This is a genomic window from Mesorhizobium sp. B264B1B, from assembly GCF_020165765.1.
Classification (GTDB): Bacteria; Pseudomonadota; Alphaproteobacteria; order Rhizobiales; family Rhizobiaceae; genus Mesorhizobium.
Genome location: NZ_JAIUIS010000005.1, coordinates 52,533 through 79,291, shown reverse-complemented (window position 1 = coordinate 79,291; position 26,759 = coordinate 52,533). Strand labels below are relative to the sequence as shown.

Below are 26,759 nucleotides of genomic sequence, written 5' to 3'. Positions count from 1 at the left end.
AGTAGGCCCGTCCGAATTGGGCGGGCCTGGCATGACGAAATGTCCGAGGTGACGTCAGCACTGCTTGCCGGGGCGGCTGTCCTGGCTCTCGTCCTGCACTTTGCCTGGCTGGCACGCCGCAGCCGCAACAGGGCTGCCGTGGCGCGCGCCGCCGACCAGGCCAGCATCCGCGCCGTCATTGCCGACGCCGAAGATGTCTCGGACGGTACTGCCGGCGTCATCACCTGGGAAGGCTCGTGGAATGGCCAGCGCGTGCAGTTGCGCACCATCGTCGACACGCTGGCGACGAGAAAGCTGCCGGCGCGCTGGCTCAGCGTATCGATAACGGAGAAAACAGCCGTGCCCGGCACGTTCGACATGATGATGCGGCCGGGCTCGCCGACGACATTCTCCAATTTCGACCATCTCGACCACACGCTGCCGAAGGCGCCCGGCTTTCCCGCCGAGGCGGTGCTTCGAACGGACCGCAGAGGCGTGCGCTTCCCGCAAAACATCATCGCCGACCATCTGGAGCCCTTTTCAGAAGGACGCGCCAAGGAGCTACTGATCACGCCAAAGGGTGTGCGTATCGTCTGGCTGCTGGCCGAAGCCGAGCGGGCCCGCTACGGTGTCTTCCGGCAAGCCGCTTTCGGTGACGCGCAAATCGACCCGGCGCTGATCTCGCGGCTGCTCGTATCCCTTTCGGGACTGCGCGACGCGATCAACAGGAACGAACGGAAAGCGGCATGACCGGCGCAACCCCCTCGCCCGGACCTACCAGCCCATATATCGTCCTGGGCGCGGCAACCCTGCTGCCGGGCAGCGGCCACGTCATGCTGGGCGTTCCGACGCGCGGCCTGCAGTTTCTTTTCTTCATGGTCATCCTGGCCTGGGTGACGGCGAAGATCGCCCCGCCCGACGCCAGCTTTGTCGGCCGCCACGCCGGCGGCTTCCTGATCTATGCGCTGTCGATCCTCGACGCCTACAAAATGGCTCGTATCCGGACCGCCAAATGGGCCCATTCCATGCGCCGACAAGGCGATGGGCCGCCGGATGGGACAAAACACAACGCGTAACGAGAGGAATATTTTTTTCATACCAATTGAATTCCCCGAACTCATTCGATACATCATTTTTAGCTACAAAGGGTCTGGAGGCTGGCATGTGCGGAATCGTTGGACTTTTCCTGAAGGACAAGGCGCTGGAGCCGCAGCTCGGTGCGATGTTGTCGCAGATGCTGGTATCGCTCAGCGATCGCGGCCCCGACAGCGCCGGCATCGCGATCTATGGCGCGCCGTCCGGCAACGAGGCCAAGATCACCATCCAGTCGCCGAAGCCGGAGCGTGATTTCCGTGGACTGGACGCCGAACTCACCAAGGCGCTCGGCGTGCCGGTGGGCGTCACGGTAAAATCGACGCATGCCGTCATCAGGACCACGCCCGAAAAGGTCGATGCGGCGCGTGAGATCATCCAGTCGCTCAGGCCCGACATCCGCATCATGGGCGCCGGCGAAGCCGTGGAAATATACAAGGAAGTCGGCTTGCCCGAGGCTGTGGTCGACCGCTTCGACATCCGTGGGATGACCGGAACGCATGGCATCGGGCACACCCGCATGGCGACGGAATCGGCGGTGACGACGATGGGCGCGCATCCGTTCTCGACCGGCGCCGACCAGTGCCTGGTGCACAATGGCTCGCTGTCCAACCACAACAACGTTCGCCGCGAACTGGTCCGCGAAGGCATGAAATTCGAGACCGAGAACGACACCGAAGTGGCGGCCGCCTATCTCTCCTCCCAGATGGCGCATGGCAAGAACCTCGGCGAGGCGCTGGAGGGCACCCTCTCAGATCTCGACGGTTTCTTCACCTTCGTCGTCGGCACCAAGAACGGCTTCGGCGTGGTGCGCGACCCGATCGCCTGCAAGCCCGCCGTGATGGCCGAAACGGACCAGTATGTCGCCTTCGGCTCGGAATATCGCGCGCTGACCAAACTGCCCGGCATAGACAATGCGAGAGTCTGGGAACCGGAACCCGCAACCGTCTATTTCTGGGAGCATTGAGTTCATGCCGGCAACAAAACTTTCAACCGCGGCGGCGAGCGACCATGCCTCCCGGGTGTTCGACCTGGACCAGATGTCGCTGCGCGAGCTCAACCAGGCACTGCACAATCTGACGCCAGGCTCGAACGAGACCGCCTGGGAAGTGTTGAACCCGAAGGGCAGCCATTCGGTCGCCGTCGGCGTCGACCAGCCGGTCAGCATCGATGTGCGCGGCAGCGTCGGCTATTACTGTGGCGGCATGAATTCCGGCAGTGCCATCACCGTGCATGGTTCGGCGGGACCCGGCGTTGGCGAAAACATGATGTCGGGGTCGATAACAGTCAAAGGCGACGCCAGCCAATATGCCGGCGCCACCGGCAAGGGCGGGCTGCTCGTCATCGAGGGCAATGCGTCCTCGCGCTGCGGCATTTCGATGAAAGGCATCGACATCGTCGTGCACGGCAATATCGGCCATATGTCGGCCTTCATGGCACAGTCCGGCAATCTGGTGGTGCTGGGCGATGCCGGCGACGCGCTCGGCGATTCCATCTACGAGGCACGGCTATTCGTGCGCGGCAAGGTCGACAGTTTGGGCGCCGACTGCATCGCCAAGGAAATGCGGCCCGAACACCTCGAACTCCTGCAAGGCCTGCTCGATCGTGCCGGCGTCACCGGCGTCAAGCCGTCGGAGTTCAAGCGCTACGGCTCGGCGCGCACGCTCTACAATTTCAATATCGACAACGCCGACGCGTATTGAGGCAGCATGACCTATCGCAACCCGCCGACGACGCCGCGCAAATCCGCGACTTTCGACGACTACACGCTTTCCGAGATCCGCCGCGCCGCGGCCACCGGCATCTATGACATCCGGGGCGCCGGCGCCAAGCGCAAGCTGCCGCATTTCGACGACCTTCTGTTCCTGGGCGCATCGATCTCGCGCTATCCGCTCGAAGGCTATCGCGAGCGCTGCGACACATCAGTCGTGTTGGGCTCACGCCATGCCAAGAAGCCGATCGAGCTGAAAATCCCGATCACCGTTGCTGGCATGAGCTTCGGCTCGCTGTCGGGCCCGGCCAAGGAAGCGCTCGGGCGCGGCGCGACGCTGTCGGGCACCTCGACCACGACCGGCGACGGCGGCATGACCGAGGAAGAGCGCGGCCATTCCAAGCAACTCGTCTACCAATATCTCCCCTCGCGCTATGGCATGAATCTGCGCGACCTGCGGCGCGCCGATGCCATCGAGGTCGTCGTCGGCCAGGGCGCCAAGCCCGGCGGCGGCGGCATGCTGCTCGGACAGAAGATCTCCGATCGCGTCGCCGAGATGCGCACGCTGCCCAAGGGCATCGACCAGCGCTCGGCCTCGCGCCATCCCGACTGGACCGGGCCGGACGATCTCGAGATCAAGATTCTCGAACTGCGCGAAATCACCGACTGGGAGAAGCCGATTTACGTCAAGGTCGGCGGCGCCCGCCCCTACTACGACACAGCGCTTGCGGTGAAGGCCGGCGCCGACGTCGTCGTCGTCGACGGCATGCAGGGCGGCACGGCGGCGACGCAGGAAGTGTTCATCGAGAATGTCGGCCAGCCGACGCTCGCTTGCATCAGGCCGGCGGTGCAGGCGCTGCAGGATCTCGGCATGCATCGCAAGGTGCAGTTGATCGTCTCGGGCGGCATCCGCAACGGCGCCGATGTCGCCAAGGCGCTGGCGCTCGGCGTCGACGCGGTCTCCATCGGCACGGCTGCCCTTGTCGCGCTCGGCGACAACGATCCCCGCTGGGAGGCGGAGTACAACGAGCTCGGCACCACATCAGGCGCCTATGACGACTGGCACGAGGGCCGCGACCCGGCCGGCATCACCACGCAGGATCCCGAACTGATGAAGCGGGTCGATCCGGTGGCCGCCGGCCGCCGGCTGGCGAACTATCTCAAGGTGATGACGCTGGAGGCGCAGACCATCGCCCGCGCTTGCGGCAAGAACAGCCTGCACAATCTCGAACCCGAGGATCTCGTCGCGCTCACGATCGAGGCCGCCGCGATGGCCGGCGTGCCGCTGGCCGGCACCAACTGGATACCGGGGAAGAACGGCTTCTGATCAACAAAGGGCCGAAGGCCATATGCTCTAGGGCCAACAATCGACAAAAAATGGGGAACTTCCGTGACAGTTGATCTTGCAGAGTTCGCAAGGGCGAAAAACGTCAAATATTTCATGATCTCCTACACCGACCTGTTCAGCGGGCAACGCGCCAAGCTGGTGCCGGCGCAGGCGATATCAGATATGCAGAAGGATGGCGCCGGCTTCGCCGGTTTCGCTACCTCGCTTGACCTCACGCCGGCACATCCCGACATGCTGGCGGTGCCGGATCCGAATTCGGTTATCCAGCTGCCCTGGAAGCCTGACGTCGCCTGGGTCGCCGCCAACTGCATCATGGACGACAAGGAGGTCGACCAGGCACCGCGCAACACGCTTAAGCGACTGATCGCGGAAGCCGCTAACGACGGCATGCATGTCAAGACCGGCGTCGAGGCGGAATTCTTCCTGATCTCGCCCGACGGCAAAACGATCTCCGACGAATATGATACGGCGGCGAAACCATGCTACGACCAGCAAGCGTTGATGCGCCGCTACGACGTCATCGCCGAGATCTGCGACCACATGCTGGCGCTCGGCTGGGGCGCCTACCAGAACGACCACGAGGATGCCAACGGCCAGTTCGAGATGAACTGGGCCTTCGACGATGCGCTGGCGACCGCCGACAAGCACTCTTTCTTCAAGTTCATGGTCAAGTCGATCGCGGAAAAGCACGGCCTGCGCGCCACCTTCATGCCCAAGCCCTTCCAGGGACTGACCGGCAATGGCTGCCATGCGCACATCTCGGTGTGGGACAAATCAGGCAAGACCAATGTCTTTGCCGACAATTCGATGGAGCTCGGCCTGTCGGCCAAGGGTAAGCACTTCCTCGGCGGTATCATGAAACATGCCTCGGCTCTCGCCGCCATCACCAACCCGACCGTCAATTCCTACAAGCGCATCAACGCGCCTCGCACCATTTCGGGCGCCACCTGGGCGCCGAACACGGTGACCTGGACCGGCAACAACCGCACCCACATGGTGCGCGTGCCCGGCCCCGGCCGTTTCGAGCTGCGGCTGCCTGATGGCGCGGCCAACCCTTATCTGCTGCAAGCCGTCATCATCGCCGCCGGCCTCGACGGCATCCGCTCCAAGGCCGATCCCGGCAGGCGCTACGACATCGACATGTACCAGCACGGTCACACGGTGGAGGGCGCGCCGAAATTGCCGCTCAACCTGCTCGACGCGTTGCGCGAATTCGACAATGACAAATCGCTCAAGACGGCGCTGGGTGAGGAATTCTCGTCGGCTTATCTAAAGCTGAAGCACCAGGAATGGAATTCCTATGCTTCGCACTTCACGCAATGGGAGCGCGACCACACGCTGGATATCTGACCGGCGCAGCGTGCGAGCGACCTCGGAATGAACGTATGAAATATTCGATCTTCTCGCTCGCCCGCGCCGCCTTCTCCGGCCACAAGAACTGGCAGCGCACCTGGCGCGACGCCAGCCCGAAGGACCGCTACGACGTGGTGATCATCGGCGGCGGCGGGCATGGTCTGGCCACCGCCTGGTTCCTCGCCAGCGAGTACGGCATCAGGAATGTGGCCGTGCTGGAAAAGGGCTGGATCGGCTCCGGCAATGCCGGCCGTAACACCACCATCATCCGTTCCAATTACGGCCTGCCCGGCAACACCGGCTTCTACGAATTATCGATGAAGCTGTGGGAGCGGATGGAGCAGGACCTCAACTACAACACGATGGTCAGCCAGCGCGGCGTCATCAATCTCTACCATTCCGATGCGCAGCGCGATGCCTATGCGCGGCGCGGCAACACGATGCGCGTCAACGGCATCGATGCCGAATTGCTCGACCTTGCCGCGGTCAAGAAGATGATGCCGTTCCTGAATTTCGACAATGCGCGCTTTCCCGTGCAAGGTGGGCTCTTGCAGCGGCGCGGCGGCACGGCGCGGCACGACGCGGTGGTCTGGGGCTACGCCCATGCGGCGAGCGCGCTCGGCGTCGACATCATCCAGAATTGCGAAGTGACGGGCTTCGTGCGCGACGCCAACGGCAAGGTGACCGGCGTCGAGACCTCGCGCGGCAAGATCGGCGCCGGGAAAGTCGGCATGGCCGTCGCGGGCTCCTCCTCGCGTGTCGCCGCGATGGCGGGCCTGCGCCTGCCGATCGAAAGCCATGTGCTGCAGGCCTTCGTCTCCGAGGCGATCAAGCCGCTCATCCCCAATGTGATGACGTTCGGCGCCGGCCATTTCTACGTCAGCCAGTCGGACAAGGGCGGCCTGGTCTTCGGCGGCGACATAGACGGCTACAATTCCTACGCCCAGCGCGGCAATTTGCCTGTGATGGAAGACGTCTGCGAAGGCGGCATGGCGCTGATGCCGATGATCGGCCGCGTGCGCCTGCTGCGCCAGTGGGGCGGCATCATGGACATGTCGATGGACGGTTCGCCGATCATCGACAAGACGCCGGTCGACGGGCTCTACCTCAATGCCGGCTGGTGCTATGGCGGCTTCAAGGCGACGCCGGGCTCAGGCCTCGTCTTTGCCCACCTGCTGGCCCGCGACCAGTCCCACAAGGAGGCCGCCCGCTTTCGCCTCGACCGGTTCCGGTCTGGTGCGATGATAGACGAAAAGGGCCAGGGCGCCCAACCGAACCTGCACTGAAGGCCCTGCCATGCGCATCACCTGTCCCTTCTGCGGCGAACGCGACCTCGGCGAGTTCACCTATCTCGGCGACGCCAAGCCGATGCGTCCGGAGGCTGGCGCTTCGGAGGACGACGTCTTCGACTACGTTTACCTGCGCGACAATGTCGCCGGCGTGATGGACGAGAATTGGTATCACGGTGGCGGCTGCCGAGCGTGGCTGAAGGTCACCCGCAACACGCTGACGCACGAAATTTCGGCCGTGGAGCCGGCGGCGGGCGCCGGGGGGAGGCAGGTTGCGAAATGAATTTTTCTGTCCAGCTCAGCGCCGCGGTGAAGGCCGGTACGTCTTTACCTCCCCTTTGTAGGGAGGTCGGACCGCAGGTCCGGGTGGGGGTCGGCGCCGCCCCCCCACCCCGCTGCTTCGCAGCGACCCTCCCCACCAGGGGGAGGGTAAGAAGCGGCAGGGCGACGAGCGGCAGCGCGACGCCAGTGCATGGGGCTGCATCGTGACTTCCTCCCAATCCCATCGTCTCCCGACCGGCGGCCTCCCCGATCGTTCGTCACCGCTGAGCTTCCGCTTCGATGGCAAGACGTTCTTCGGCTTCGAGGGCGACACGCTGGCGTCGGCGCTGATCGCCAACGGCGTCAAGCTGGTCGGCCGCTCGTTCAAATACCACCGTCCGCGCGGCATTCTGACCGCCGGCTCGGAAGAGCCCAACGCGCTGGTTGAACTGCGCACCGGCGCACGCCGCGAGCCGAACACCAAGGCCACGACCGCCGAGCTCTATGAAGGGCTCGAGGCCGCCAGCCAGAACCGCTGGCCGTCGCTCCATTTCGACGTGATGTCGGTCAACCAAATCTTCGCGCCGATCTTCGTCGCCGGCTTCTACTACAAGACCTTCATGTGGCCGGCGAAATTCTGGGAGGCGATCTACGAGCCGGCGATCCGCCGCGCCGCAGGCCTCGGCCGCGCCGCCGGCGTTGCCGATCCCGACCACTATGACAAGGCCTGGGCGCATTGCGACGTGCTGATCGCCGGCTCCGGCCCGACCGGGCTTGCGGCGGCCCTTGCCGCCGGCCGCTCCGGCGCCCGCGTCATCCTGTGCGAAGAGGATTTTATTCCCGGCGGCCGCCTGCTCTCGGATGGCGGCACGATCGACGGGCTGCCGGCAGCCGAGTGGCTGTCGCGAACCCTGGCGGAACTCGAGGCAATGCCCGATGTCCGCATCATGACCCGCACGACGCTGTTCGGCGTCTACGATGGCGGCACCTATGGCGCGATCGAGCGGGTCAACGACCATCTGCCCTCGCCGCCCGAGCACCAGGTGCGCCAGCGCATGTGGCGCATCGTGGCCAGGCGTTGCGTCGTCGCGGCCGGCGCCCTCGAGCGGCCGGTCGTCTTTGCCGGCAACGATACGCCCGGCGTGATGATGGCTTCGGCCATGCGGACCTATGTCGCGCGCTATGCCGCCGCGCCGGCAAAACGCATCGCGCTGTTCACCAACAATGAGGATGGCTGGCGCACGGTCGAGACAGTACTCGGCGCAGGCTTGCAGATTGCGGCGGTCATCGACGCACGGCCTGACGTCTCGCCCGCCCATCGTTCGCTCGCCTCGAAGAGCGGCTTCCCGGTGCTGCATGGCGCCGTCAGCCGTGCGGACGGCGGCAAGGACGGTGTGAGGAAAATCTCCGTCTCTCTCACCGGCGGCGCGCGAGCCGAAGTGGAAGCGGACGGGCTTGCCGTCTCCGGCGGCTGGAACCCGGCGGTCGGGCTCACCTCCTATCATCGCGGCCGGCCGAAATGGCGCGACGACATCGCCGCCTTCGTGCCCGACGGCGCGCCTCCCGGCATGGTCGCCGCCGGTGCAGCCAATGGCTCGTTCGGTCTCGGCGCCTGCCTGGCGGGAGGGTTTGCAGCAGGCGCGGCGGCCGCGCTCGACGCCGGGCGCAGCGGCAAGGCCGGCACAGCGCCAACTGCCGATGACGAGGCGTTCTCGTTGACGCCGCTCTGGCATGTCGCCGGCAAGGGCAAGGCGTTCGTCGACCAGCAGCACGATGTCACTGCTTCCGACATCGAACTGGCGCAGCGCGAGGGCTTCGAGTCGGTCGAGCATCTGAAGCGCTACACCACGCTCGGCATGGCGACCGACCAGGGCAAGACCTCCAACGTCGCCGGCCTTGCCATCATGGCCGCGGTGTCGGGCAAGTCCATTCCCGAAACCGGCACGACGATCTACCGCCCGCCCTATGTGCCGGTCGCGATCGGCGCCTTTGCCGGCCATCACCGCGACGAGACTTTCCACGCCACAAGGCTGACGCCTTCGCATCACTGGGCCGCCGAACAGGATGCCGTCTTCGTCGACACCGGCCTGTGGAAGCGCGCGCAATGGTATCCGCGCACGGGCGAGAAGGACTGGCTGGAATCCGTCACACGCGAGGTCAAGGCGGTGCGTTCCGGCGTCGGCTTCTGCGATGTCTCGACGCTCGGCAAGATCGACGTGCACGGCCCCGATGCCGGCGCCTTCCTCGACCGCGTCTACATCAACACCTTTTCCAACCTCGCCGTCGGCAAGGCACGCTACGGGCTGATGTTGCGCGAAGACGGGTTCGTCTACGACGACGGCACGACCTCGCGGCTGGCCGAGGATCATTATTTCCTCACCACCACCACCGCCAAGGCCGGGCTGGTGATGCAGCATCTCGAATTCTGCCGGCAGGTGCTGTTTCCCGAATTGGACGTGCAACTGACCTCGGTCTCCGACCAGTGGGCGCAATTCTCGATCGCCGGGCCGAAGACCCGAGATCTGCTGAAGGAGATCGTCGACCCGACAGAGGATCTGTCGAACGAGGGCTTCCCCTTCATGAGTGCACGCGAAGTCGCGCTGCGCGGCGGCATCAAGGCGCGGCTGTTCCGCATCTCTTTCTCCGGCGAAATGGCGTTCGAAATTTCGGTGCCGGCGCGCTATGGCGAGGCGCTAGTGCGCAATCTGATGCTGGCCGGCAAGCCGTTCGGCGTGACGCCATACGGCACCGAGGCGCTTGGCGTCATGCGCATCGAAAAGGGCCATGTCGCCGGACCGGAACTGAACGGCACCACGACGGCCAGCGACCTCGGCCTGGGCAAGATGATGTCGACCAAGAAGGATTTCATCGGCCGCGTCATGGCCGGCCGCGAGGCACTGGTCGCGCCGGACCGGCAGGTCGTCGTCGGCATCAAGCCGACCGACAAGGCGCGGCGGCTGCGCTCCGGCGCGCACATCGTTCCGAAGGGCCAGACGCCCGGACCTGATAACGACCAGGGCTATGTCACCTCAGTCTGCTTCTCGCCGACATCGGATCAATGGATCGGGCTTGCTCTCGTGGAACGTGGTCGCGAGCGTATCGGCGAGACCGTGCGCGCGCACGATCCGCTGCGCGCAGAGGAGTATGATGTCGAACTGTGCAATCCCGTCTTCTACGACCCGGATGGAGGGCGCCAGCGTGGCTGAATTTACCTGGGATGCGCGCAGCCCTCTCGACCGCACGCTGGTCGTCGGTCCGCATGGCGCGCAGGGCGATACCGGCGTTTCGCTGACCGAGATCCGCAATTTCGACCTCGTGCAAGTGATGGCACGCCGCGGCAAGGCGGGTGACCTGGCCAGGGCTGCGACGGCGTGTTTCGGCATTGCCGGTCCGGATGCGCCCAAGGCGGTGCGGATTGCGGATGCCACGCTGATCTGGTCCGGGCCGGATCAGTTTTTCGTGCTGTCGAAGAGTGGCAAGCACGGGATGAAGGCGCTTGCTCCTCTGCTTGCCGGATCGGCTTCGCTATCCGACCAGTCGCATGCGCGGGCGCTGATCAGCATCTCCGGTGACAAGGCGCGGGCGATGTTGGCCAAGCTTTCATCGCTCGATCTGCATGCCGGTGTGTTCGCGGTCGGCTCTGCCGCCGCAACCTCGATGGATCACACCAGCGTCACGCTCTGGCGTGGGAATGATCGGGCGGACGGACAGGCGGTGTTCAACGTTCTGGTCTTTGCGACCTTTGCCGAGAGCCTGTGGCACACGATGCTCGATGCGGCGGCGGAATATGGTGTGGATATCAGCCATTCCGAGGAAGTGACGTAGCTTTGCGCACGCCCTTCCCTTCTCCCCTTGTAGGAGAAGGTGGCCTCGCGGAGCGAGGTCGGATGAGTGGCGCTCCAGCTTGGCAATGACGGCACGCCGTCACCCACCCCCTCAACCGTCTCGGCGCTGGGCACTGATCCACCGCCCTGGGGCGAGCCACGGATCTCGCCCCGTCCTTCGGGCCCCACAAGGGGAGAAGGAAGAACCTGCCCCACCACCGCCTTGCCAAACCCACCCGCACTGCTATTCTTGCTGCTAAAATAATTTCACGCACAGGCAAACTTGTTTCTCGAACCGCAAGGCTGAGATGAGCCAGTCGCCCTACCCTGCCGTCGCATCCGGACCACCCCGGCCGAGCCTGATCCTGCGGCCCGGCCAGATCGCGCTGCCGCCGGGCATGGAGCGCTATACGGTCCAGGGCAATGGTGCGGTGCTGATCGAGGCCGAGGCCGGCGACACGATCACAGTGCGCAATGTCGAGGGCGGCCAGGCTTGCGAACTGCTGGCATGGGATGGCACGGGTGCGACCGATCCCTCCATCCTCGGGGAAAAATCCAACAGCAATGCCGCCGGCATCAAGGCGCTGCTTGCCGAGGGCGATGACAGTCTCGCGTCCCTGCGGCGCGGGCTCGCGCGCCGGCAGGTGCGGCTCGACCAGGCCAAGGCGGTGCGCGTGTTCGGCGGCGCCACGCCGGCCGGCACCGAACAAGCTTTCACCGTCGTGCGCGACGGCTCGGTGGTGATTGCCGCGCCCGGCGGGCCGATGCTGGTCGACGGCCATGATACGGCGACGCCGCTTGCCGTGATCGTGCGGCGTGCCACCATCCGTCCGGCGGCGAAGTCGCTATTGGCCGACCCGCTCGCCGATCCGGTGCTCGATTTGCGCGTCCATTCGGCGACGGCGGAATCCTACTTCGTCAAAGCCGGCGACTATCTGCAGATCATCGACGTCGACGGGCGCCAATGCACCGACTTCCAGTGCTTTTCGGCGCGCAAGCTGGACAAGGGGCTCGACCATCCGCTCGATGTGACGACGACACGCTCGCTGATGGGCGCGAGCTATCCGATGCCGGGGCTGCACTCGAAATATTACGACCAGGACATGGAGCCGCTGGTCGAAGTGGTGCAGGACACATGCGGCCGGCACGACGCCTTCGCGCTCGCATGCGCCGCCAAATATTACGATGACATCGGCTATCCCGGCCATGCCAACTGCTCGGAGAACTTCAACCGCGCGCTGTCGGACAAGGGCGTCACACCACGCGCCGGCTGGATGGCTATCAACTTCTTCTTCAACACGGCAATCGACGCGCATGGCATCATGGTCTCCGACGAGCCATGGTCGCGGCCCGGCGACTATGTGCTGCTGCGGGCCCTGACCGACATCGTCTGCGTGTCCTCCGCCTGCCCCGACGATACGACGCCGGCCAATGGCTGGGACCTGACCGACATCCATGTGCGCACCTATTCCGGCCAGCACAAATTCTCGCGTGCGATCGCCAGACGCATGACGCCCGATTCGGAACCGAAAATGACCCGCGAGACCTCCTTTCATTCGAGCTTTGCCAAGCACACCCGCGACTTCGTCGAGTACAGGGGCTATTGGCTGGCCAATTCCTTCGCCAGGGAAGGCGCGATCGCCGAGTACTGGGCCTGCCGGCAGGACGCCGTGATCATGGACCTGTCGCCGCTGCGCAAATTCGAGGTCACCGGCCCGGATTCCGAAGCGCTGCTGCAATATACGCTGACCCGCGACGTCAAGAAGCTCGGCGTGGGCCAGGTCGTCTATTCCGCCATGTGCTACGAGCATGGCGGCATGATCGACGATGGCACGCTGCTCAGGCTCGGCAAGGACAATTTCCGCTGGGTCGGCGGCGACGATCTGTCCGGCGAATGGCTGCGCGAGACGGCGACAAAGCTCGGCCTCAACGTGCTGGTGCGCTCGTCCACCGACCAGATGCACAATATCGCCGTGCAGGGGCCGAAGAGCCGCGACATCCTGAGGAAGGTGATCTGGACCTCGCCGCTGCAGCCGTCGATCGAGGAACTGGAATGGTTCCGCTTCGCCGTCGCGCGCATCGGCGGCGGCAATGGCGTTCCGGTCGTCGTCTCGCGCACCGGCTATACCGGTGAACTCGGCTACGAGATCTGGTGTCATCCGCGCGACGCCGAAAAGGTCTTCGACGCGATCTGGGCCGCCGGCCAGCCGCATGGATTGAAGCCGATGGGCCTGCAGGCGCTGGACATGGTGCGCATCGAGGCCGGGCTGATCTTCGCCGGTTACGAGTTCTCCGACCAGACCGACCCGTTCGAGGCCGGCATCGGCTTCACCGTGCCGCTGAAGTCCAAGACCGACGACTTCATCGGCCGCGAGGCGCTGATCCGGCGCAAGGAGAACCCGCAGAACAAACTGGTCGGGCTCGACATCGATGCCAACGTCGCGGTCGGCCATGGCGATTGCGTGCATGTCGGCCGCGCCCAGATCGGGGTCGTCACGTCGGGCATGCGCTCGCCGGTGCTGAACAAGACCATCGCGCTGGCGCGGCTCGATGTCACCCACGCCGCCATCGGCGCGCGAGTTGAAATCGGCAAGCTCGACGGCCACGCCAAGCGGCTGCCGGCGCGAGTCGTGGCCTTCGCCCATTACGATCCGCAGAAGACCAGGCCGCGTTCCTGACCGCGGCCTTCCGGGCATACGGGATTGCCCGTCGGCGGCGCCGCGGGGCACATTTGTGCGCCCGCCCGCAAGCGTGATGTGCACGGCGCGACAAAACGCTTGACGTGAAAGCGCGCCGGATCAATCTTCACTCCTAAGAAAAAAATACGACTGAGTGGAAACACTGAAGTCGCGGCGATATTGGCCGGGAGCAAGCTTCGCACAGCCGAGGCGTCGCCGGCGGGGAACATCAAAAAGGGGAATTCACCGACATGAGCACCATAAGCACGGTCCTGGACCAGCCTGCCGAAAGCAAGCTGCTCAGGCATATCGACTGGCGCGGCGCCTTCTGGGTGGCGAGCGGCGTTCCAGCCCTTGTCCTGTTCTCGATCGGCGGCATTGCCGGCACGACCGGGACGCTCGCTTTCCTGATCTGGACGGTGTCCATGGTCATGGGCTTCCTGCAATCCTTCACCTATGCCGAGATCGCCGGCCTGTTCCCGAACAAATCGGGCGGCGCCTCGATCTACGGCGCCACCGCCTGGCTGCGCTACTCCAAGTTCATCGCGCCCTTGTCGGTGTGGTGCAACTGGTTTGCCTGGTCGCCGGTGCTCTCGCTTGGCTGCTCGATCGCCGCCGCCTATATCCTCAATGCGCTGGCGCCGGTGCCGATCTTTACCGACACGTCGCCCGAGGTCGCCGCCTATATCGCGGCACATGCCGGAACGAGCGCCGGCGACGCCATTACCGCGGTGACCGCGGCGGCGACTCCGGCGATCCGCACGTGGTCGGCGTTCAGCCACACACTGGGTCCGGTGTCCTTCACCTTCAACGCCACCTTCTTCATCGGCGCCGTGCTGATGCTGATGATCTTCTCGATCCAGCATCGCGGTATCCTGGGCACCGCCAATGTGCAGAAATATATCGGCCTGCTGGTCATCGTCCCGATGCTGATCGTCGGCGTCGTGCCGATCTTCACCGGCCAGATCAACTGGGCCAATTTCTCGCCGCTGGTTCCCTTGGCCGCCGCCTATGCGCCAGAGCCCGGCGCCTGGAACATCGCCGGCTGGACGCTGGTGCTCGGCGGCATGTTCATCGCCGCCTGGTCGACCTACGGCTTCGAGACCGCCGTCTGCTACACCTCCGAGTTCAAGAACCCGGGCACCGATACCTTCAAGGCCATCTTCTATTCCGGCCTGCTCTGCATGCTGCTGTTCATCCTGGTGCCGTTCACCTTCCAGGGCGTGCTCGGCCTCAACGGCATGCTGGCGACGCCGATCATCGACGGCTCAGGCGTGGCGGATGCTCTCGCCGGCATGGTCGGCGGCGGCGGACTTATCCACAGCCTGCTGGTGATGCTGATGATCCTGGCGCTGGTGCTGTGCATCATGACGGCTATGGCCGGCTCCTCGCGCACGCTCTACCAGGGCTCCGTCGACGGCTGGCTGCCGCGCTACCTCAGCCACGTCAACGAGCATGGCGCGCCGACGCGGGCGATGTGGACCGATCTGTGCTTCAACCTGATCGTGCTGGCGATCGCCTCGGCCGACGCGACAAGCTTCTTCTTCATCCTCGCCGTATCCAATTGCGGCTACATCATCTTCAACTTCCTCAACCTCAATGCCGGCTGGATCCATCGCATCGACAACGGCCATATCGCGCGGCCGTGGAAGGCCCCGAGCTGGCTGCTCGGCGTCGGAGCGATCTTCGCCTATGTCAACGCGATCTTCATGGGCGCCGGCGCCAAGGTGTGGAATCCGATGGCGCTGTGGGCCGGGCTGATCACCGCGGCGCTGATCATCCCGGTGTTCTGCTTCCGCCATTACATCCAGGACGGCGGCAAGTTCCCCGACCACATGCTGGCCGACCTCGGCATGGCGGGAGCGGACCTCTCGGTGAAAAAGGCGGGCATGCTGCCCTATCTGACGCTGGTCGCCGGCGTGGCGGTAATGCTGATCGCCAACTGGTTTTTCGTTATCTGATTTGCCTGACGGGCAAGCGGCCTTCGGCTCCGGAAGAACAGAAATCGGCCGGTCTCAAATGAGACCGGCCGATTTCGTTCATTCAGCCGCCAAAGCGAGTTGCGGCCTCTCCACGCCTTCGACGGTTTTCGGTTCGGGCGTCTGTTCGTCGGTCGGCACCTTCTTGCGCTCGCGGCCGAAGAACAGGGCGTAGCCAGCGGGCAGCACCAGGATGGTGAGCACGGTTGCAACCAGAATGCCGCCCATCATGGCGTAGGCGAGCGGCCCCCAGAATACGCCGCGCGAGATCGGGATCAGCGCCAGCACCGCGGTCATTGCCGTCAACACGATCGGCCGGAAACGGCGCACAGCCGAGCCGATGATCGCTTCGGAGCGTTCCATGCCTTTCGCGATGTCCTGGTCGATCTGGTCGACGAGGATGATGGAGTTTCGCATGATGATGCCGAGCAGCGCGATGACGCCGAGGATGGCGACGAAGCCGAACGGCGCGCCGCTGATCAAAAGGGCCGCGGCCGCACCGATGATGCCGAGCGGACCGGTGGCCAGCACCAGCATCGCCTTGCCGAAATGCTGCAGCTGGACCATCAGCAATATGACGATGACGGCCAGCATGATCGGCGCCTTGGCGGCGATGGAAGCCTGGCTTTCCGCCGAGTCCTCGGCACCGCCCTGGATCTCGATCTTGTAGCCCGGCGCAAGCCCGTCGCGCAGATCCTTCATGTCGTTGTACATTTTGGTGACGACATCGTTGGACTGCACGCCGTCGGGCAAGGTCGCCCGCACGCTGATGGTCGGCAAGCGGTCGCGCCGCCACTCGACGCCTTGCTCCAGCACCGGCACAACCTTGGCCACCTGCGACAGCGGCACGAAGCCACCGAAATCGGTCGGGATGTAGATGGAATCGACCGAGGACAGCAGGGCGCGGCTGGCATCCGGTTCGCGGGCGACGATGGACACCGTTTCTTCGCCGTCGCGGAAGTCGCCCAGCGGCGCGCCGGACATGGACGCCTGCAGCATCTGGCGAATGCGTTGCGAGGTGACGCCCAGCGCGCGGGCGCGGTCCTGGTCGATGACCAGCTTCATCGCCGGCACAGGTTCCAGCCAGTCGTCGTGGACGGCGCTGAGCAGCGGGTTGGCCTGGAATTTCGCCTTCACCTGGTCGGCAATGCGCCGCACTTCCTGGCGGTCCGGGCCCATGACGCGCATCTGCACCGGCCAGCCTGTCGGCGGGCCGAGGAACAAGCGGTCGACCTTGCCGCGGATGGAGGGGAAGTCCTGCGCCAGGATGGTGCGCAGCTTGACGATCAGCCGCTCGCGCGCCGGCTCGTCATTGGCCATCACAAGAAGCTGGGCGAAGTTAGGATTCCTGAGCTGCTGGTCCAGCGGCAGGAAGAAGCGCGGCGCGCCTTCGCCGATATAGGTGGCGATGAAGCGCTTGTCCTTGTCGTCCATCATCTTGGCTTCCAGCGCCTTGGCCTGCGTCTCGACTTCCTTGATGCTGGTGCCTTCCGGCAGCCAGAGATCGACGAGGATTTCCGGGCGCGACGATTGCGGGAAGAAGTTCTGTGGAATGAACTGGAAGGCCCACAGGCTGGTGGCGAAGGTCACCAGCGTCATCGTCAGCACGATGATGCGATGGCGCACGGCCCAGGTAACGGTCGAGCGAAGCCGGCGATAGAAGCTGGTGTCGAAGACGTCGTGGTGGGAGCCGGCATGCTTGCGCTGCTTGAGGATCATATATCCCAGCCATGGCGTGAAATAGACCGCCACGAACCAGGACACGACGAGCGCGATGCCGACGACGTAGAACAGCGTGCGGACATATTCGCCGGCGGTGGAGGCGGCGAAGCCGACCGGAATGAAGCCGGCGGTGGTGATCAGCGTGCCGGTCAGCATCGGGAAAGCGGTCGAGGAATAGGCGAAACCCGCCGCCTCGATCTTGACCAGCCCCTCCTCCAGCTTGCGTTCCATCATCTCGACGACGATCATGGCGTCGTCGACAAGCAGGCCGAGCGCGATGATCAAGGCGCCGAGAGAAATGCGCTGCAGGTCGATGCCGATCTCGTACATGATGGCGAAAGTGGCGGCCAGGACCAGCGGGATGGCGATCGCAATGACAAGTCCGGAGCGCCAGCCGATCGACAGGAACGAGACGACGAGCACGATCAGCAGCGCTTCGCCGAGCGCATGCATGAACTCGCTGACAGCGTCCCTGACGACCTCGGGTTGGTCCGATATCTGGTCGACGGAGACGCCATAGGGCAGCGCCTCCTCGAATCGCTTGTAGGTCGCCTCGACGTCCTTGCCGACATCGGTGACGTTGAAGCCCTTGGCCATGACGACACCGAGCTGGACGCTCTCGTGGCCATTGAACCGGTACTTGCGCTCGAAAGGATCCTCCAGCCCCGAGCTCACGGTGGCGATATCGCCAAGGCGCGTCACCTGGTTGCCGGCGCGCAAGCGCAGCTCGCGAATGTCAGCCGCCCTGGTGACGTCGCCCTCGACCGAAATGCGGACCGAGCGCAGGCCGGTGTCGACAGAGCCTGCCGGGTCGACATTGTTCTGTCCCTTGATCGCGTTCTGCAGGTCAGTCAGCGTCAGGCCGCGCTCGGCCAGCGCCTTGGACGAGACGTCGATATAGATCTTCTCGGGCTGGTCGCCGATGATGACCGCCTTTTCGACGCCGGGCGTCGTCAGCAGCATATCGCGGGCCTGGATGGCGAACTTCTTCAATTCGGGATAGCTGAAGCCATCGCCGCTGATCGAATGCAAGGTGATGAAGGTGTCGCCGAATTCATCGTTGAAATAGGGGCCGAGCAGGCCCTGCGGCAGATCGCCTGCTATGTCGCCGACCTTCTTGCGCACCTGATAGAAGGCGTCGTTGACCTGGGCAGCATTGGTGTCGCCCTTGATCTGAACCGTGATGATGGCGCTGCCGGCGCGCGTGTAGGAGCGCACGAAGTCGAGATGCGGCGTTTCCTGCAGCTTGCGTTCGATCTTGTTGACGACCTGGTCTTCCATCTCCTGGATCGAAGAACCCGGCCAGATCGCCTGCACGACCATGACGCGGAAGGTGAAATCGGGATCTTCCTTCTGGCCCATGCGCATCAGGCCGAGCGCACCGGCAAGGATGATCAGGCCGAACAGGAAACGTGCGATGCTCGGATGCCCGATCGCCCAACGCGAGAGGTTGAAAGGCCGCTTTTCAGTGTTGCTGTCGGTGGTCATGGCGCCAGTCCAGTCCAATTGATCTGCAGGGCAGGTTCATCATGCCGTTCATGCGTTCTTCGTCTGGCTTCCGGGCGGCGAAGCTCCCTCAAGCGGAGAGACTCGCATCGCGTGTGACGCGACAATGATGCGGGGGAGCCATCTTGCCGGCGTCTCGACGATCGGGCGCCTGCCGCCCGGAAACCATGGCCTGCCCGGTCTTGCGGCTCGCGCCGCCAAGACAGGGGGGCTTTCGTAGTGCCTGGCTGTCAGCGCAGGCTGCTGGTGGCAGCGTCGTCCGCCGCCGAGGCGGACTGCTGGAGACTATCGCCGGACAGCTTGACCTTCAGATTGTCGGTCATGAACTGGGTGCCAGCGGCAACCACGACGTCGCCCTGCTTGAGGCCGTCGGCAACCGCGACGCCATCGGCGGTGAAGTTCGCGATCTTGACCGGACGCGAATGCACGGTGTCGCTGCCGCGGTCCACGGCCCAGACGATCTTCTGGCCGTCCTTTTCAGCCAGGGCGCTGAGCGGGATCGAGACCAGCTGGGTCTTGCTGTCGATCGAGGCCTGCACGTTGGCGGTCATGCCGAGCAGCACGCGCGGATCGTTGGGAAGCGAGACGCGAACGGCGAAGGTACGCGACTGCGGGTCGGCGCTGCCGGCCACTTCTCGGACCTTGCCGGCAAGCGTCAGCGCATCGTCCGCCCAGAAGCTTGCCTTGACCTCCTTGCCCGGCCTGAAGCCGGCAATATCCATTTCCGGTACCGCGATCAGCACTTCCTTCTCGCCATCGACGGCAACCGTCATCACGGGCGTGCCGGCACCGACCACCTGGCCGACATCGGCACTGACTGCGGTGACGATGCCGTTCTCGCTCGCCTTGAGGTCGGTATAGTGGACCTGGTTCTGAGCCTGGGCGAGGGTCGAGCGGGCGGCATCGCGCGTCGCGACCGCCTGGTTGTAGGCCAGCGTCGCCTGCTCGAGCTGCGATTTCGGCGCGAAATTCTTGTCATAAAGCTGCTCGGCGCGCTTCCTGGCGAGATCCACCGTCTCGACCTGGCGCTCGGCGGCGTCAAGGCTCGCCGCGGCGCTTTTGACCGAAAGCTCGTAATCGGAGGGATCGATGCGGGCGAGGACGTCGCCCGAGGTGACATGCTGGCCGATGTCGACGAGCCTCTCGGTGACCTTGCCGGCAACGCGGAAGCCGAGATTCATCTCGGTGCGAGCACGCACCGAGCCGGAGTAATCGAGCTGGCGGGTGGTCTGCGCCGCGCCGATCTCGACGACCTTGACGGGGCGGATGATATCCCTGACCTCCGCCTTCTCCTGGGAACAACCGGCAAGGCCGAGTGCCGCGACGATCAGGCCGGCAACGGGCAGCCAGCGGATAATGGAATTGGACGAAGACACCTTAGCACTCCCAAACTGGAGATTGATTGTCGTTGCCGGCGCCCGGCGGGCGGCGGCTATTTCTTCAAGGCCTTGATCGCATAGTCGATGAGGTCGTCGGGCATTGCCCGGTTGGTCTTGGCAAGACACTGGGCCACCATCTGCGGGTGGCACAAAATGACCGTGGCGGCGCCGAAGCAACGCGACGCAATCACCGGATCCTGCTCCCTGAATTCGCCGGCCGCGATGCCCTCGCGGATCACCTCGGCAAAAAGATCGTGGATACTGTCGACATGCTTGTCGATGACGCCCCAATCGCGCTCGAGGGCGACGATGACCATCTCATGGACCTTCTGGTCGTCGAGCATGACCTCCATGGTCATCTTGTACTGCGCGTGCACGTAGCGCCGCAGCCGTTCCTCGGCGCTGATCGGCAAATGCATGATCTCGTAGGCCATCCTGTAGCTGGCCCCGAGCATCCGGCCGCAGACCGCCTGGTGGATTTCGACCTTGGACGCAAAGAAGCGATAGATGTTGGCTGGCGACATGCCGAGTTCGCGGGCAATGTCGGCGACATTAGTCTTGCCGTAGCCATAGTGCCGGAACAGGCGCTCGGCGCAATCGAGAATGCGCGTTACATTCTCCTGGCGAGCGGCATCGGCGACGAGGTTGGCGGTTTCGGACATAGCCTCTTTCGATTTACTAGTGATGAATTTTAATTTTCGTCACTCGTAAATCGAAAGGAACGCGATGTCAACGCGGATTCGGCGTACGCGTACAAAATGGTGACAGATGGTGACAGTCGCAGGTGTGCAATGACCGACGTTGCCGATTGCGAATGGCGCTCATCCCGTCATCATCAAGGGCGTAGCAAGGAGCGGAGCGACGCGCAGACTCTCAGAATCCATGCTGCGACCTCTGTCGAAAAAAATAAATCGGCTCAAAGGGTTAGGCCGACCAGCATCCACAATCTTGGAAAGCCATTGTCGGCCGTCGGATCACGGCTGCCGGGTCGCGGCATGGAGCCTAGGGCTCCGCGACGGAGCTTCGCTCCTGCAACGCTCTGGGATGACCAACTCGCGGATGCTGGTGCAAACTGCTACGAGTTGGCGCTGCCACTCTTCGCCATCTCCCTTAGCCGGAATTTCTGGATCTTCCCCGTCGAGGTCTTGGGAATCTCGGCGAACACCACCGCTTTCGGCAGCTTGAAGCGGGCAAGCAGCGCACGGCAATGCTCGATGATCTCGGCCTCGGTCGCTGTCTTGCCGGGCTTCAGCTCGACATAGGCGACCGGCACCTCGCCCCATTTCTCGTCCGCCCGCGCCACCACGCCGCAAGACGCAACGGACGGGTGCTTGTAGAGCGCGTCCTCGACCTCGATCGAGGAAATGTTCTCGCCGCCCGAAATGATGATGTCCTTGGAGCGGTCCTTGAGCTGGATATATCCATCCGCATGCATGACGCCGAGATCGCCGGAGTGGAACCAGCCGCCGGCGAACGCCTCGTCGGTGGCCTTGCGGTTCCTGAGATAGCCTTTCATGACGATGTTGCCGCGAAACATGACCTCGCCGATGGTCTGGCCGTCGGCGGGCGTCTGCGTCATCGTTTCGGGATCCATCACCGTGAGGCCTTCGAGCGCGGCGTAGCGGACGCCTTGCCTGGCCTTCCTCGTGGCCCTCTGCCCCTTCTCCAGATGATCCCACTCATTGTGCCATTCGTTCACCACCGCCGGGCCGTAGGTCTCGGTCAGACCATAGAGATGCGTGACGGCGAAGCCGGCATCGGCCATGCCGGTGAGCACCGCTTCCGGCGGCGGCGCGGCGGCCGTGTTGAAGGTGACGGCTTGCGGGAACTGGCGCTTGTCCTCATCCCTGGCGTTGATCAGCACCGACATGACGATCGGCGCGCCGCACAGATGGGTGACGCCATGGTCGGCGATGGCGTCGTAGATCTGCTTCGGCCGAACCCAGCGCAGACAGATATGGGTGCCGGCCTGGACGGCCAAGGTCCACGGAAAGCACCAGCCATTGCAGTGGAACATCGGCAGTGTCCACAGATAGACCGCGTGCTTGGCCATGCCGGCATGGACGGTGTTGGCGTAGGCCATCAGGGCAGCACCCCGATGATGGTAGACGACGCCTTTCGGGTTGCCTGTCGTGCCCGAGGTGTAGTTGAGCGAAATGGCGTCCCACTCGTCGTCTGGCATCGACCAGGCGAAATTCTCCTCGCCCTCGGCGACGAAGGCCTCGTAGTCAAGCGTGCCGATGCGACCGCCCTTCGGATAGGGAGCGTCCGCGGCGTAGTCGGGATCGTCATAGTCGATGACCAGGGGCTTCACCTTGGCCAGGTCGAGCGCTTGCCGAACCACTTCGGAGAATTCGCGATCGACGATGAGCACCCTGGTCCCGGCATGGTCGAGCTGGAAAGCGATCACGGCGGCGTCGAGGCGAGTGTTGAGCGAATGCAGCACCGCCTTGGTCATTGGCACGCCGAAATGCGCCTCCAGCATCGGCGGCGTGTTCGACAGCATCACCGTCACCGTGTCGCCCTTGCCTATGCCGCGCCTGGAGAGCGCCGAGGCGAGCTGCAGCGAACGCCGCCAGAAATCGCGATACGTCACGCGCTGCCGGCCATGGATGATGGCGACATGATCGGGATAGGTCTTGGCTGCCCGCTCCAGATAAGTGAGCGGCGTCAGCGGCTGGTGGTTGGCAGCGTTCCTGTCGAGATCCTGTTCGTAAGGGTTGCCCATCCTGTCCTCCCCGTATGTCCCTTTGCCGACATGTTCTAACCACAGGCTCGGGCCGCGTCACCAGCAACGATGCCACGACAAAGCGCGTCTGGCGCAATGATGGTCTAGATTTGGCGCGCGTAAAGGCATTGCGTACCTCCGCGCGGTTTGACTTTTGTCGAGAGCCGTGACTAATGTCAGCCGAGGAGAAGGCATGGCAATCCGACCGGCAGAACAACTTATCCACAAGGCCGCCTGGCTCTATTATGCGCATGGCCTGCGCCAGGACCAGGTGGCGAGCCAGCTTAACATTTCCCGCGCCTCGGTTGCCATGTATCTGCGCAAGGCGCGAGAGACCGGCATCGTCAACATCTCGACCTCGACCCAGCTTTTCACCGACGACGTCATGGCGCGCAAGCTCGAGGATGCACTCGGTCTCGACGCGGTCTGGATCGCGCCGGAAAACGGCCATATCGCCGATCCCGCCACCGACATCGCGGTGCTGGCGGCGAGCGTCTTTCTCGAACTGGTGAAAAAAGGCGACCGCATCGGCGTCGCCTGGGGACGCACCGTCTACATGATCGCCGACATCATGTCCTACGCCGATCTCCAGGATGTCACCGTGGTGCAGCTCTGCGGCAATCTCGGCGCGCCCTATTCCTATCGTCCCGACCAATGCACGATGGAGATCGCCCGGCGGCTCAACGCCAAGGGCATCAATTTCTACGCGCCGCTCGTGCTGACCACCGAAGAGCTGGCGCGCGGCCTGCGGGCCGAGCCTGTAATCCGCGAACAGCTGTCGAGCATCCACGAATGCGATCTGGCGCTGTATTCGGTCGGCGCCGTCGATGCCGACAGCCATCTGGTCAAATGCGGCGCGCTGACATCAGACGAAATGGCCGACCTGCGCAAGGCGGGCGCGGCCGGCGTCATTGCCGGGCAGATCATCGATGCCGAGGGCAAGGTGCTCGACTGCGGCTACAACCGGCGGGTGATCTCGGCGGAGCTTTCCTCGCTGCGCGCCATTCAGAAGCGGCTGATGGTGGTGCAGGAGAACAGCAAGTTCGAACCCCTGCTCGCTGCGATCGCCGGCGGCCTTTGCACGCATCTGGTGGTCGGCGCCGATATGGCGCAGCGGCTTCTGGATCATGCCGGAGCGCCAGGCAAAAAGGTATCCTAGAGACCATTCCTGCCGCGCCCGTCATCAAGGCGTCGTGGCATTCCTGTTTCACCACTATGACAGCAACTGGACGAAGCTAATGAAGAACCTGTGGAATGACGGCGACGCGGAGAAGATGGTTGCCGACTATGCAAAGAAAGGCGTCGGACGCGATCTCGCGCTGCGCGTCTACACGACGCGCCTGCTGGGCGGCGAACCGCGACTGGTGCTGCATGGCGGCGGCAACACTTCCTGCAAGACCAAGGCGACCGACCTCGTCGGCGACGAATGGGACGTGCTGTGCGTCAAGGGCAGCGGCTGGGACATGGCCGTCATCGAGCCGCAGGGCTTGCCGGCGGTGAAGATGGGCGCGCTCATCAAGGCGCGCGCGCTGAACAAGCTCTCCGACGAGGACATGGTCGCGCTGCAGCGGGCGAACCTCATCGATCCGTCCTCGCCCAATCCTTCGGTCGAGACTTTGCTGCATGCCTTCCTGCCGCACAAATTCGTCGACCACACGCACTCGACCGCCATCCTGGCGATCGTCGACCAGGAGGACAGCAAGCCGCTGGTGAAGACGGTGTTCGGGGCCAAGATGGGTTACGTGCCCTACATCATGCCGGGCTTCGACCTCGCCAAGGCGGCGGCCGATGTTTTCGACGCCGACCCTGATGTGGAAGGACTGATCCTCGACAAGCATGGCATCTTCACCTTCGGCGACGACGCCAAGCAGGCCTACGACCGGATGATCCATTATGTGAATGTCGCCGAGGAGTATGTTGCCAGCCACGCCAAGCCGAGGGCGGCAAAGGCCGCGCTTCCGGCGAAGCTCGCGACGCCGGCTTCCATCGCTCCTATGTTGCGCGGCGCCGTGGCGGTGGCACGCGGCGAAGGCCGCTTCGACCGCATGATCAGCGATTTCCGCACCTCGGATGCGATCGTCGATTTCATCAATTCGGCCGAGATCGCCGACTACGCCGCGCGCGGCGTGTCGACGCCGGACCTGTCGATCCGCATCAAGACCGGGCCGATGGCGGTGCCGGCGCCAGATGCGGACAAGGCCGGCGACTACAAGGCCGTCATCAAGAGCCATGTCGACGCCTTCGCCAAGGAATACCGCGCCTATTTCGAGACCAATGACGCGCTCGACGACGTCAAACGCACCATGCTCGACCCGATGCCGCGGCTGACGCTGGTGCCGGGGCTCGGCATGTTCGGCCATGGCCGCACGCTGAAGGATGCCAGGATCGCTTCCGATGTCGGCGAAATGTGGATCGAGGCCGTGCGTGGCGCCGAGGCGGTCGGCCGTTTTCATCCGCTTTCCAAGGCCGACCTGTTCCCGCTCGAATACTGGTCGCTGGAACAGGCCAAACTCGCCTCCAACAAGCCGAAGCCGCTGACCGGCCAGGTCGTGCTGATCACTGGCGGAGCCGGTGCGATCGGCGCCGCGACAGCCAAGCTTTTCGCCGACAATGGCGCCCATGCGGTGGTCGTCGATCTCGATGGCGAAAAAGCCGCTGATGCGGCCAAGAAAGCGGGCAACAATTCGATCGGCGTCGCCGCCGATATCACCGATCCGGACCAAGTGCGTGCAGCCTTCGACAAGGCGGTCGCCGTGTATGGCGGCGTCGACATAGTGGTGTCCAATGCCGGTGCCGCTTGGGAAGGCCGGATCGGCGAACTTGACGACGCGCTGCTGCGCAAGAGCTTCGAGCTCAATTTCTTCGCCCACCAGTCGGTGGCGCAGAACGCGGTGCGCATCATGCTCGAACAGGGTACCGGCGGCGCTCTCCTGTTCAACACCTCCAAGCAGGCGGTCAATCCGGGTCCGAAATTCGGCGCCTACGGCGTGCCGAAGGCGGCGACGCTGTTCCTGTCCAGGCAATATGCACTGGATTACGGCGCGCATGGCATCCGTTCCAACGCCGTCAATGCCGACCGCATCCGCTCCGGGCTGTTGACCGACGCCATGATCGCCAGCCGATCGGGCGCACGCGGCGTGTCGGAAAAAGAGTACATGTCCGGCAATCTGCTCGGCCAGGAGGTGACGGCGCAGGACGTGGCGCAGGCTTTCCTGCACCACGCGCTGGCCGACCGCACAACCGCCGACGTAACGACGGTCGACGGCGGCAATATCGCGGCGGCGCTGCGGTAGCACGGTCACGCACAGCGCAGACGGCAGGCTTGCAAGAACACCCGTTTGTAGCTACATTGTGGCTCAACAGTAAGGAGTCGCAACATGGCTACGGATACGGTTGTCCGCGCTCGAATTGATGCCGCGACAAAGGACCAGGCTACCGAAGCCCTGGCGGCAATGGGACTGTCGGTCTCCGACGCCATTCGCCTGCTGCTGGTCCGCGTCGCCGCCGACAAGGAATTTCCCTTTCCGGTGAAGGTGCCGAACGCAACCACCCAAAAGGCCATGGCCGAATTGGAAAAAGGCAAAGGCAAGCGTTTCGCGTCAGCCGACGAATTGTTCAAGGATTTGGGCATCTGACATGCCGACGCCCGTTCACTCCGGGCAATTCCGCAGGGACGTTAAGCGCATGGAGAAGCGTGGCAAAGACCTCGCTAAATTGCGCGAGTTGTTGGGCCTGCTCATCGCCGGACTGCCGGCGCGTTATAAGGATCACCCCTCTAAAAGGCGACTGGAAAGACTATCGGGATGCGCATGTAGAACCGGATTGGCTCTTGATCTACCGCATTGCCGACGATGAGCTGCGGCTTGCCCGCACCGGCTCCTACTCCGATCTGTTCAACGAATGAAGACAG

General features: G+C 64.0%; 20 protein-coding genes. 16 read left to right on the top strand and 4 right to left on the bottom strand.

Annotated features, from left to right (window positions below; all coding sequences use genetic code 11):
• Positions 1-39: 39 nt before the first annotated feature.
• The 12 genes from LB547_RS11905 (at position 40) to LB547_RS11850 (ending at position 15,496) form a co-directional block, all read left to right on the top strand.
• Entirely contained in the window at positions 40-729 is a 690-nt protein-coding gene (locus tag LB547_RS11905; protein WP_181170958.1) for a hypothetical protein, read from the top strand.
• The gene (locus tag LB547_RS11900) at positions 726-1,055 is read left to right on the top strand and encodes a hypothetical protein (protein ID WP_140497867.1); all 330 of its coding nucleotides are present in this window, start codon (positions 726-728) and stop codon (positions 1,053-1,055) included. The genes LB547_RS11905 and LB547_RS11900 overlap by 4 nt, the downstream gene beginning before the upstream one ends.
• A gap of 86 nt (positions 1,056-1,141) precedes the next feature.
• Positions 1,142-2,038, top strand: coding sequence for a class II glutamine amidotransferase (locus tag LB547_RS11895; RefSeq protein WP_140558281.1), 897 nt, complete (start codon positions 1,142-1,144; stop codon positions 2,036-2,038).
• 4 nt (positions 2,039-2,042) lie between these two features.
• On the top strand, positions 2,043-2,774 hold the full coding sequence (locus LB547_RS11890) for a GXGXG domain-containing protein (protein ID WP_140551135.1): 732 nt from the start codon (positions 2,043-2,045) through the stop codon (positions 2,772-2,774).
• 6 nt (positions 2,775-2,780) lie between these two features.
• Entirely contained in the window at positions 2,781-4,109 is a 1,329-nt protein-coding gene (locus LB547_RS11885; protein WP_140514697.1) for an FMN-binding glutamate synthase family protein, read from the top strand.
• Between the two features lie 63 nt (positions 4,110-4,172).
• Complete coding sequence (glnT, locus tag LB547_RS11880; RefSeq protein ID WP_140514695.1) at positions 4,173-5,480, top strand: type III glutamate--ammonia ligase; 1,308 nt, start codon at positions 4,173-4,175, stop codon at positions 5,478-5,480.
• Positions 5,481-5,515: 35 nt separating this feature from the next.
• The gene (locus LB547_RS11875) at positions 5,516-6,769 is read left to right on the top strand and encodes a sarcosine oxidase subunit beta family protein (protein ID WP_140623591.1); all 1,254 of its coding nucleotides are present in this window, start codon (positions 5,516-5,518) and stop codon (positions 6,767-6,769) included.
• Between the two features lie 10 nt (positions 6,770-6,779).
• Positions 6,780-7,055 carry a sarcosine oxidase subunit delta gene (locus tag LB547_RS11870; RefSeq protein WP_140762494.1) on the top strand — a complete coding sequence of 92 codons (276 nt, stop codon included), beginning with the start codon at positions 6,780-6,782 and terminating at the stop codon, positions 7,053-7,055.
• Between the two features lie 202 nt (positions 7,056-7,257).
• Positions 7,258-10,239 carry a sarcosine oxidase subunit alpha gene (locus LB547_RS11865; RefSeq protein WP_140762496.1) on the top strand — a complete coding sequence of 994 codons (2,982 nt, stop codon included), beginning with the start codon at positions 7,258-7,260 and terminating at the stop codon, positions 10,237-10,239.
• Positions 10,232-10,858: a sarcosine oxidase subunit gamma gene (locus tag LB547_RS11860; RefSeq protein ID WP_140555446.1), complete on the top strand. Its 627-nt coding sequence runs from the start codon at positions 10,232-10,234 to the stop codon at positions 10,856-10,858. Before LB547_RS11865 ends, LB547_RS11860 begins: the two co-directional genes overlap by 8 nt.
• A 307-nt stretch (positions 10,859-11,165) precedes the next feature.
• Positions 11,166-13,535, top strand: coding sequence for a DUF1989 domain-containing protein (locus LB547_RS11855; RefSeq protein WP_140762498.1), 2,370 nt, complete (start codon positions 11,166-11,168; stop codon positions 13,533-13,535).
• A gap of 251 nt (positions 13,536-13,786) precedes the next feature.
• Positions 13,787-15,496 (top strand): APC family permease, encoded by a 1,710-nt coding sequence (locus tag LB547_RS11850; RefSeq protein ID WP_140497849.1) that lies wholly within the window; start codon positions 13,787-13,789, stop codon positions 15,494-15,496.
• Positions 15,497-15,574: 78 nt separating this feature from the next.
• On the opposite strand, the gene LB547_RS11845 is transcribed toward LB547_RS11850, so the two are convergent.
• The 4 genes from LB547_RS11845 to LB547_RS11830 form a co-directional block, all read right to left on the bottom strand.
• The gene (locus LB547_RS11845; RefSeq protein WP_140649030.1) at positions 15,575-18,724 is read right to left on the bottom strand and encodes an efflux RND transporter permease subunit; all 3,150 of its coding nucleotides are present in this window, start codon (positions 18,722-18,724) and stop codon (positions 15,575-15,577) included.
• Positions 18,725-18,972: 248 nt separating this feature from the next.
• A complete protein-coding gene (locus tag LB547_RS11840) occupies positions 18,973-20,118 on the bottom strand; it encodes an efflux RND transporter periplasmic adaptor subunit (RefSeq protein WP_140762501.1) in 1,146 nt (381 codons plus the stop codon).
• A gap of 56 nt (positions 20,119-20,174) precedes the next feature.
• Positions 20,175-20,783: a TetR family transcriptional regulator gene (locus LB547_RS11835; RefSeq protein ID WP_140497843.1), complete on the bottom strand. Its 609-nt coding sequence runs from the start codon at positions 20,781-20,783 to the stop codon at positions 20,175-20,177.
• Between the two features lie 413 nt (positions 20,784-21,196).
• Positions 21,197-22,849 (bottom strand): acyl-CoA synthetase, encoded by a 1,653-nt coding sequence (locus tag LB547_RS11830; protein WP_140672580.1) that lies wholly within the window; start codon positions 22,847-22,849, stop codon positions 21,197-21,199.
• Between the two features lie 193 nt (positions 22,850-23,042).
• Here LB547_RS11830 and LB547_RS11825 point away from each other — a divergent pair, with 193 nt between their 5' ends.
• The 4 genes from LB547_RS11825 to LB547_RS11810 all read left to right on the top strand — a co-directional run bounded on the left by LB547_RS11825 (position 23,043) and on the right by LB547_RS11810 (position 26,753).
• On the top strand, positions 23,043-24,008 hold the full coding sequence (locus LB547_RS11825) for a sugar-binding transcriptional regulator (RefSeq protein ID WP_140497839.1): 966 nt from the start codon (positions 23,043-23,045) through the stop codon (positions 24,006-24,008).
• Between the two features lie 79 nt (positions 24,009-24,087).
• Positions 24,088-26,142: a bifunctional aldolase/short-chain dehydrogenase gene (locus LB547_RS11820; protein ID WP_140564317.1), complete on the top strand. Its 2,055-nt coding sequence runs from the start codon at positions 24,088-24,090 to the stop codon at positions 26,140-26,142.
• A gap of 84 nt (positions 26,143-26,226) precedes the next feature.
• Positions 26,227-26,484, top strand: a complete 258-nt coding sequence (locus LB547_RS11815; RefSeq protein WP_140497837.1) for a type II toxin-antitoxin system RelB/DinJ family antitoxin — start codon at positions 26,227-26,229, stop codon at positions 26,482-26,484.
• Between the two features lie 59 nt (positions 26,485-26,543).
• Positions 26,544-26,753, top strand: a complete 210-nt coding sequence (locus tag LB547_RS11810) for a type II toxin-antitoxin system YafQ family toxin (protein WP_404926805.1) — start codon at positions 26,544-26,546, stop codon at positions 26,751-26,753.
• The last annotated feature ends 6 nt before the right edge of the window (positions 26,754-26,759 follow it).

What these genes read in the sequence shown, in the direction of transcription:
- LB547_RS11905 (WP_181170958.1), top strand. Translation starts at nt 40, where the DNA reads ATGTCCGAGGTGACGTCAGCACTGCTTGCCGGGGCGGCTGTCCTGGCT.
- LB547_RS11900 (WP_140497867.1), top strand. Translation starts at nt 726, where the DNA reads ATGACCGGCGCAACCCCCTCGCCCGGACCTACCAGCCCATATATCGTC.
- LB547_RS11895 (WP_140558281.1), top strand. Translation starts at nt 1,142, where the DNA reads ATGTGCGGAATCGTTGGACTTTTCCTGAAGGACAAGGCGCTGGAGCCG.
- LB547_RS11890 (WP_140551135.1), top strand. Translation starts at nt 2,043, where the DNA reads ATGCCGGCAACAAAACTTTCAACCGCGGCGGCGAGCGACCATGCCTCC.
- LB547_RS11885 (WP_140514697.1), top strand. Translation starts at nt 2,781, where the DNA reads ATGACCTATCGCAACCCGCCGACGACGCCGCGCAAATCCGCGACTTTC.
- LB547_RS11875 (WP_140623591.1), top strand. Translation starts at nt 5,516, where the DNA reads ATGAAATATTCGATCTTCTCGCTCGCCCGCGCCGCCTTCTCCGGCCAC.
- LB547_RS11870 (WP_140762494.1), top strand. Translation starts at nt 6,780, where the DNA reads ATGCGCATCACCTGTCCCTTCTGCGGCGAACGCGACCTCGGCGAGTTC.
- LB547_RS11855 (WP_140762498.1), top strand. Translation starts at nt 11,166, where the DNA reads ATGAGCCAGTCGCCCTACCCTGCCGTCGCATCCGGACCACCCCGGCCG.
- LB547_RS11850 (WP_140497849.1), top strand. Translation starts at nt 13,787, where the DNA reads ATGAGCACCATAAGCACGGTCCTGGACCAGCCTGCCGAAAGCAAGCTG.
- LB547_RS11845 (WP_140649030.1), bottom strand. Translation starts at nt 18,724, where the DNA reads ATGACCACCGACAGCAACACTGAAAAGCGGCCTTTCAACCTCTCGCGT.
- LB547_RS11835 (WP_140497843.1), bottom strand. Translation starts at nt 20,783, where the DNA reads ATGTCCGAAACCGCCAACCTCGTCGCCGATGCCGCTCGCCAGGAGAAT.
- LB547_RS11830 (WP_140672580.1), bottom strand. Translation starts at nt 22,849, where the DNA reads ATGGGCAACCCTTACGAACAGGATCTCGACAGGAACGCTGCCAACCAC.
- LB547_RS11825 (WP_140497839.1), top strand. Translation starts at nt 23,043, where the DNA reads ATGGCAATCCGACCGGCAGAACAACTTATCCACAAGGCCGCCTGGCTC.
- LB547_RS11820 (WP_140564317.1), top strand. Translation starts at nt 24,088, where the DNA reads ATGAAGAACCTGTGGAATGACGGCGACGCGGAGAAGATGGTTGCCGAC.
- LB547_RS11815 (WP_140497837.1), top strand. Translation starts at nt 26,227, where the DNA reads ATGGCTACGGATACGGTTGTCCGCGCTCGAATTGATGCCGCGACAAAG.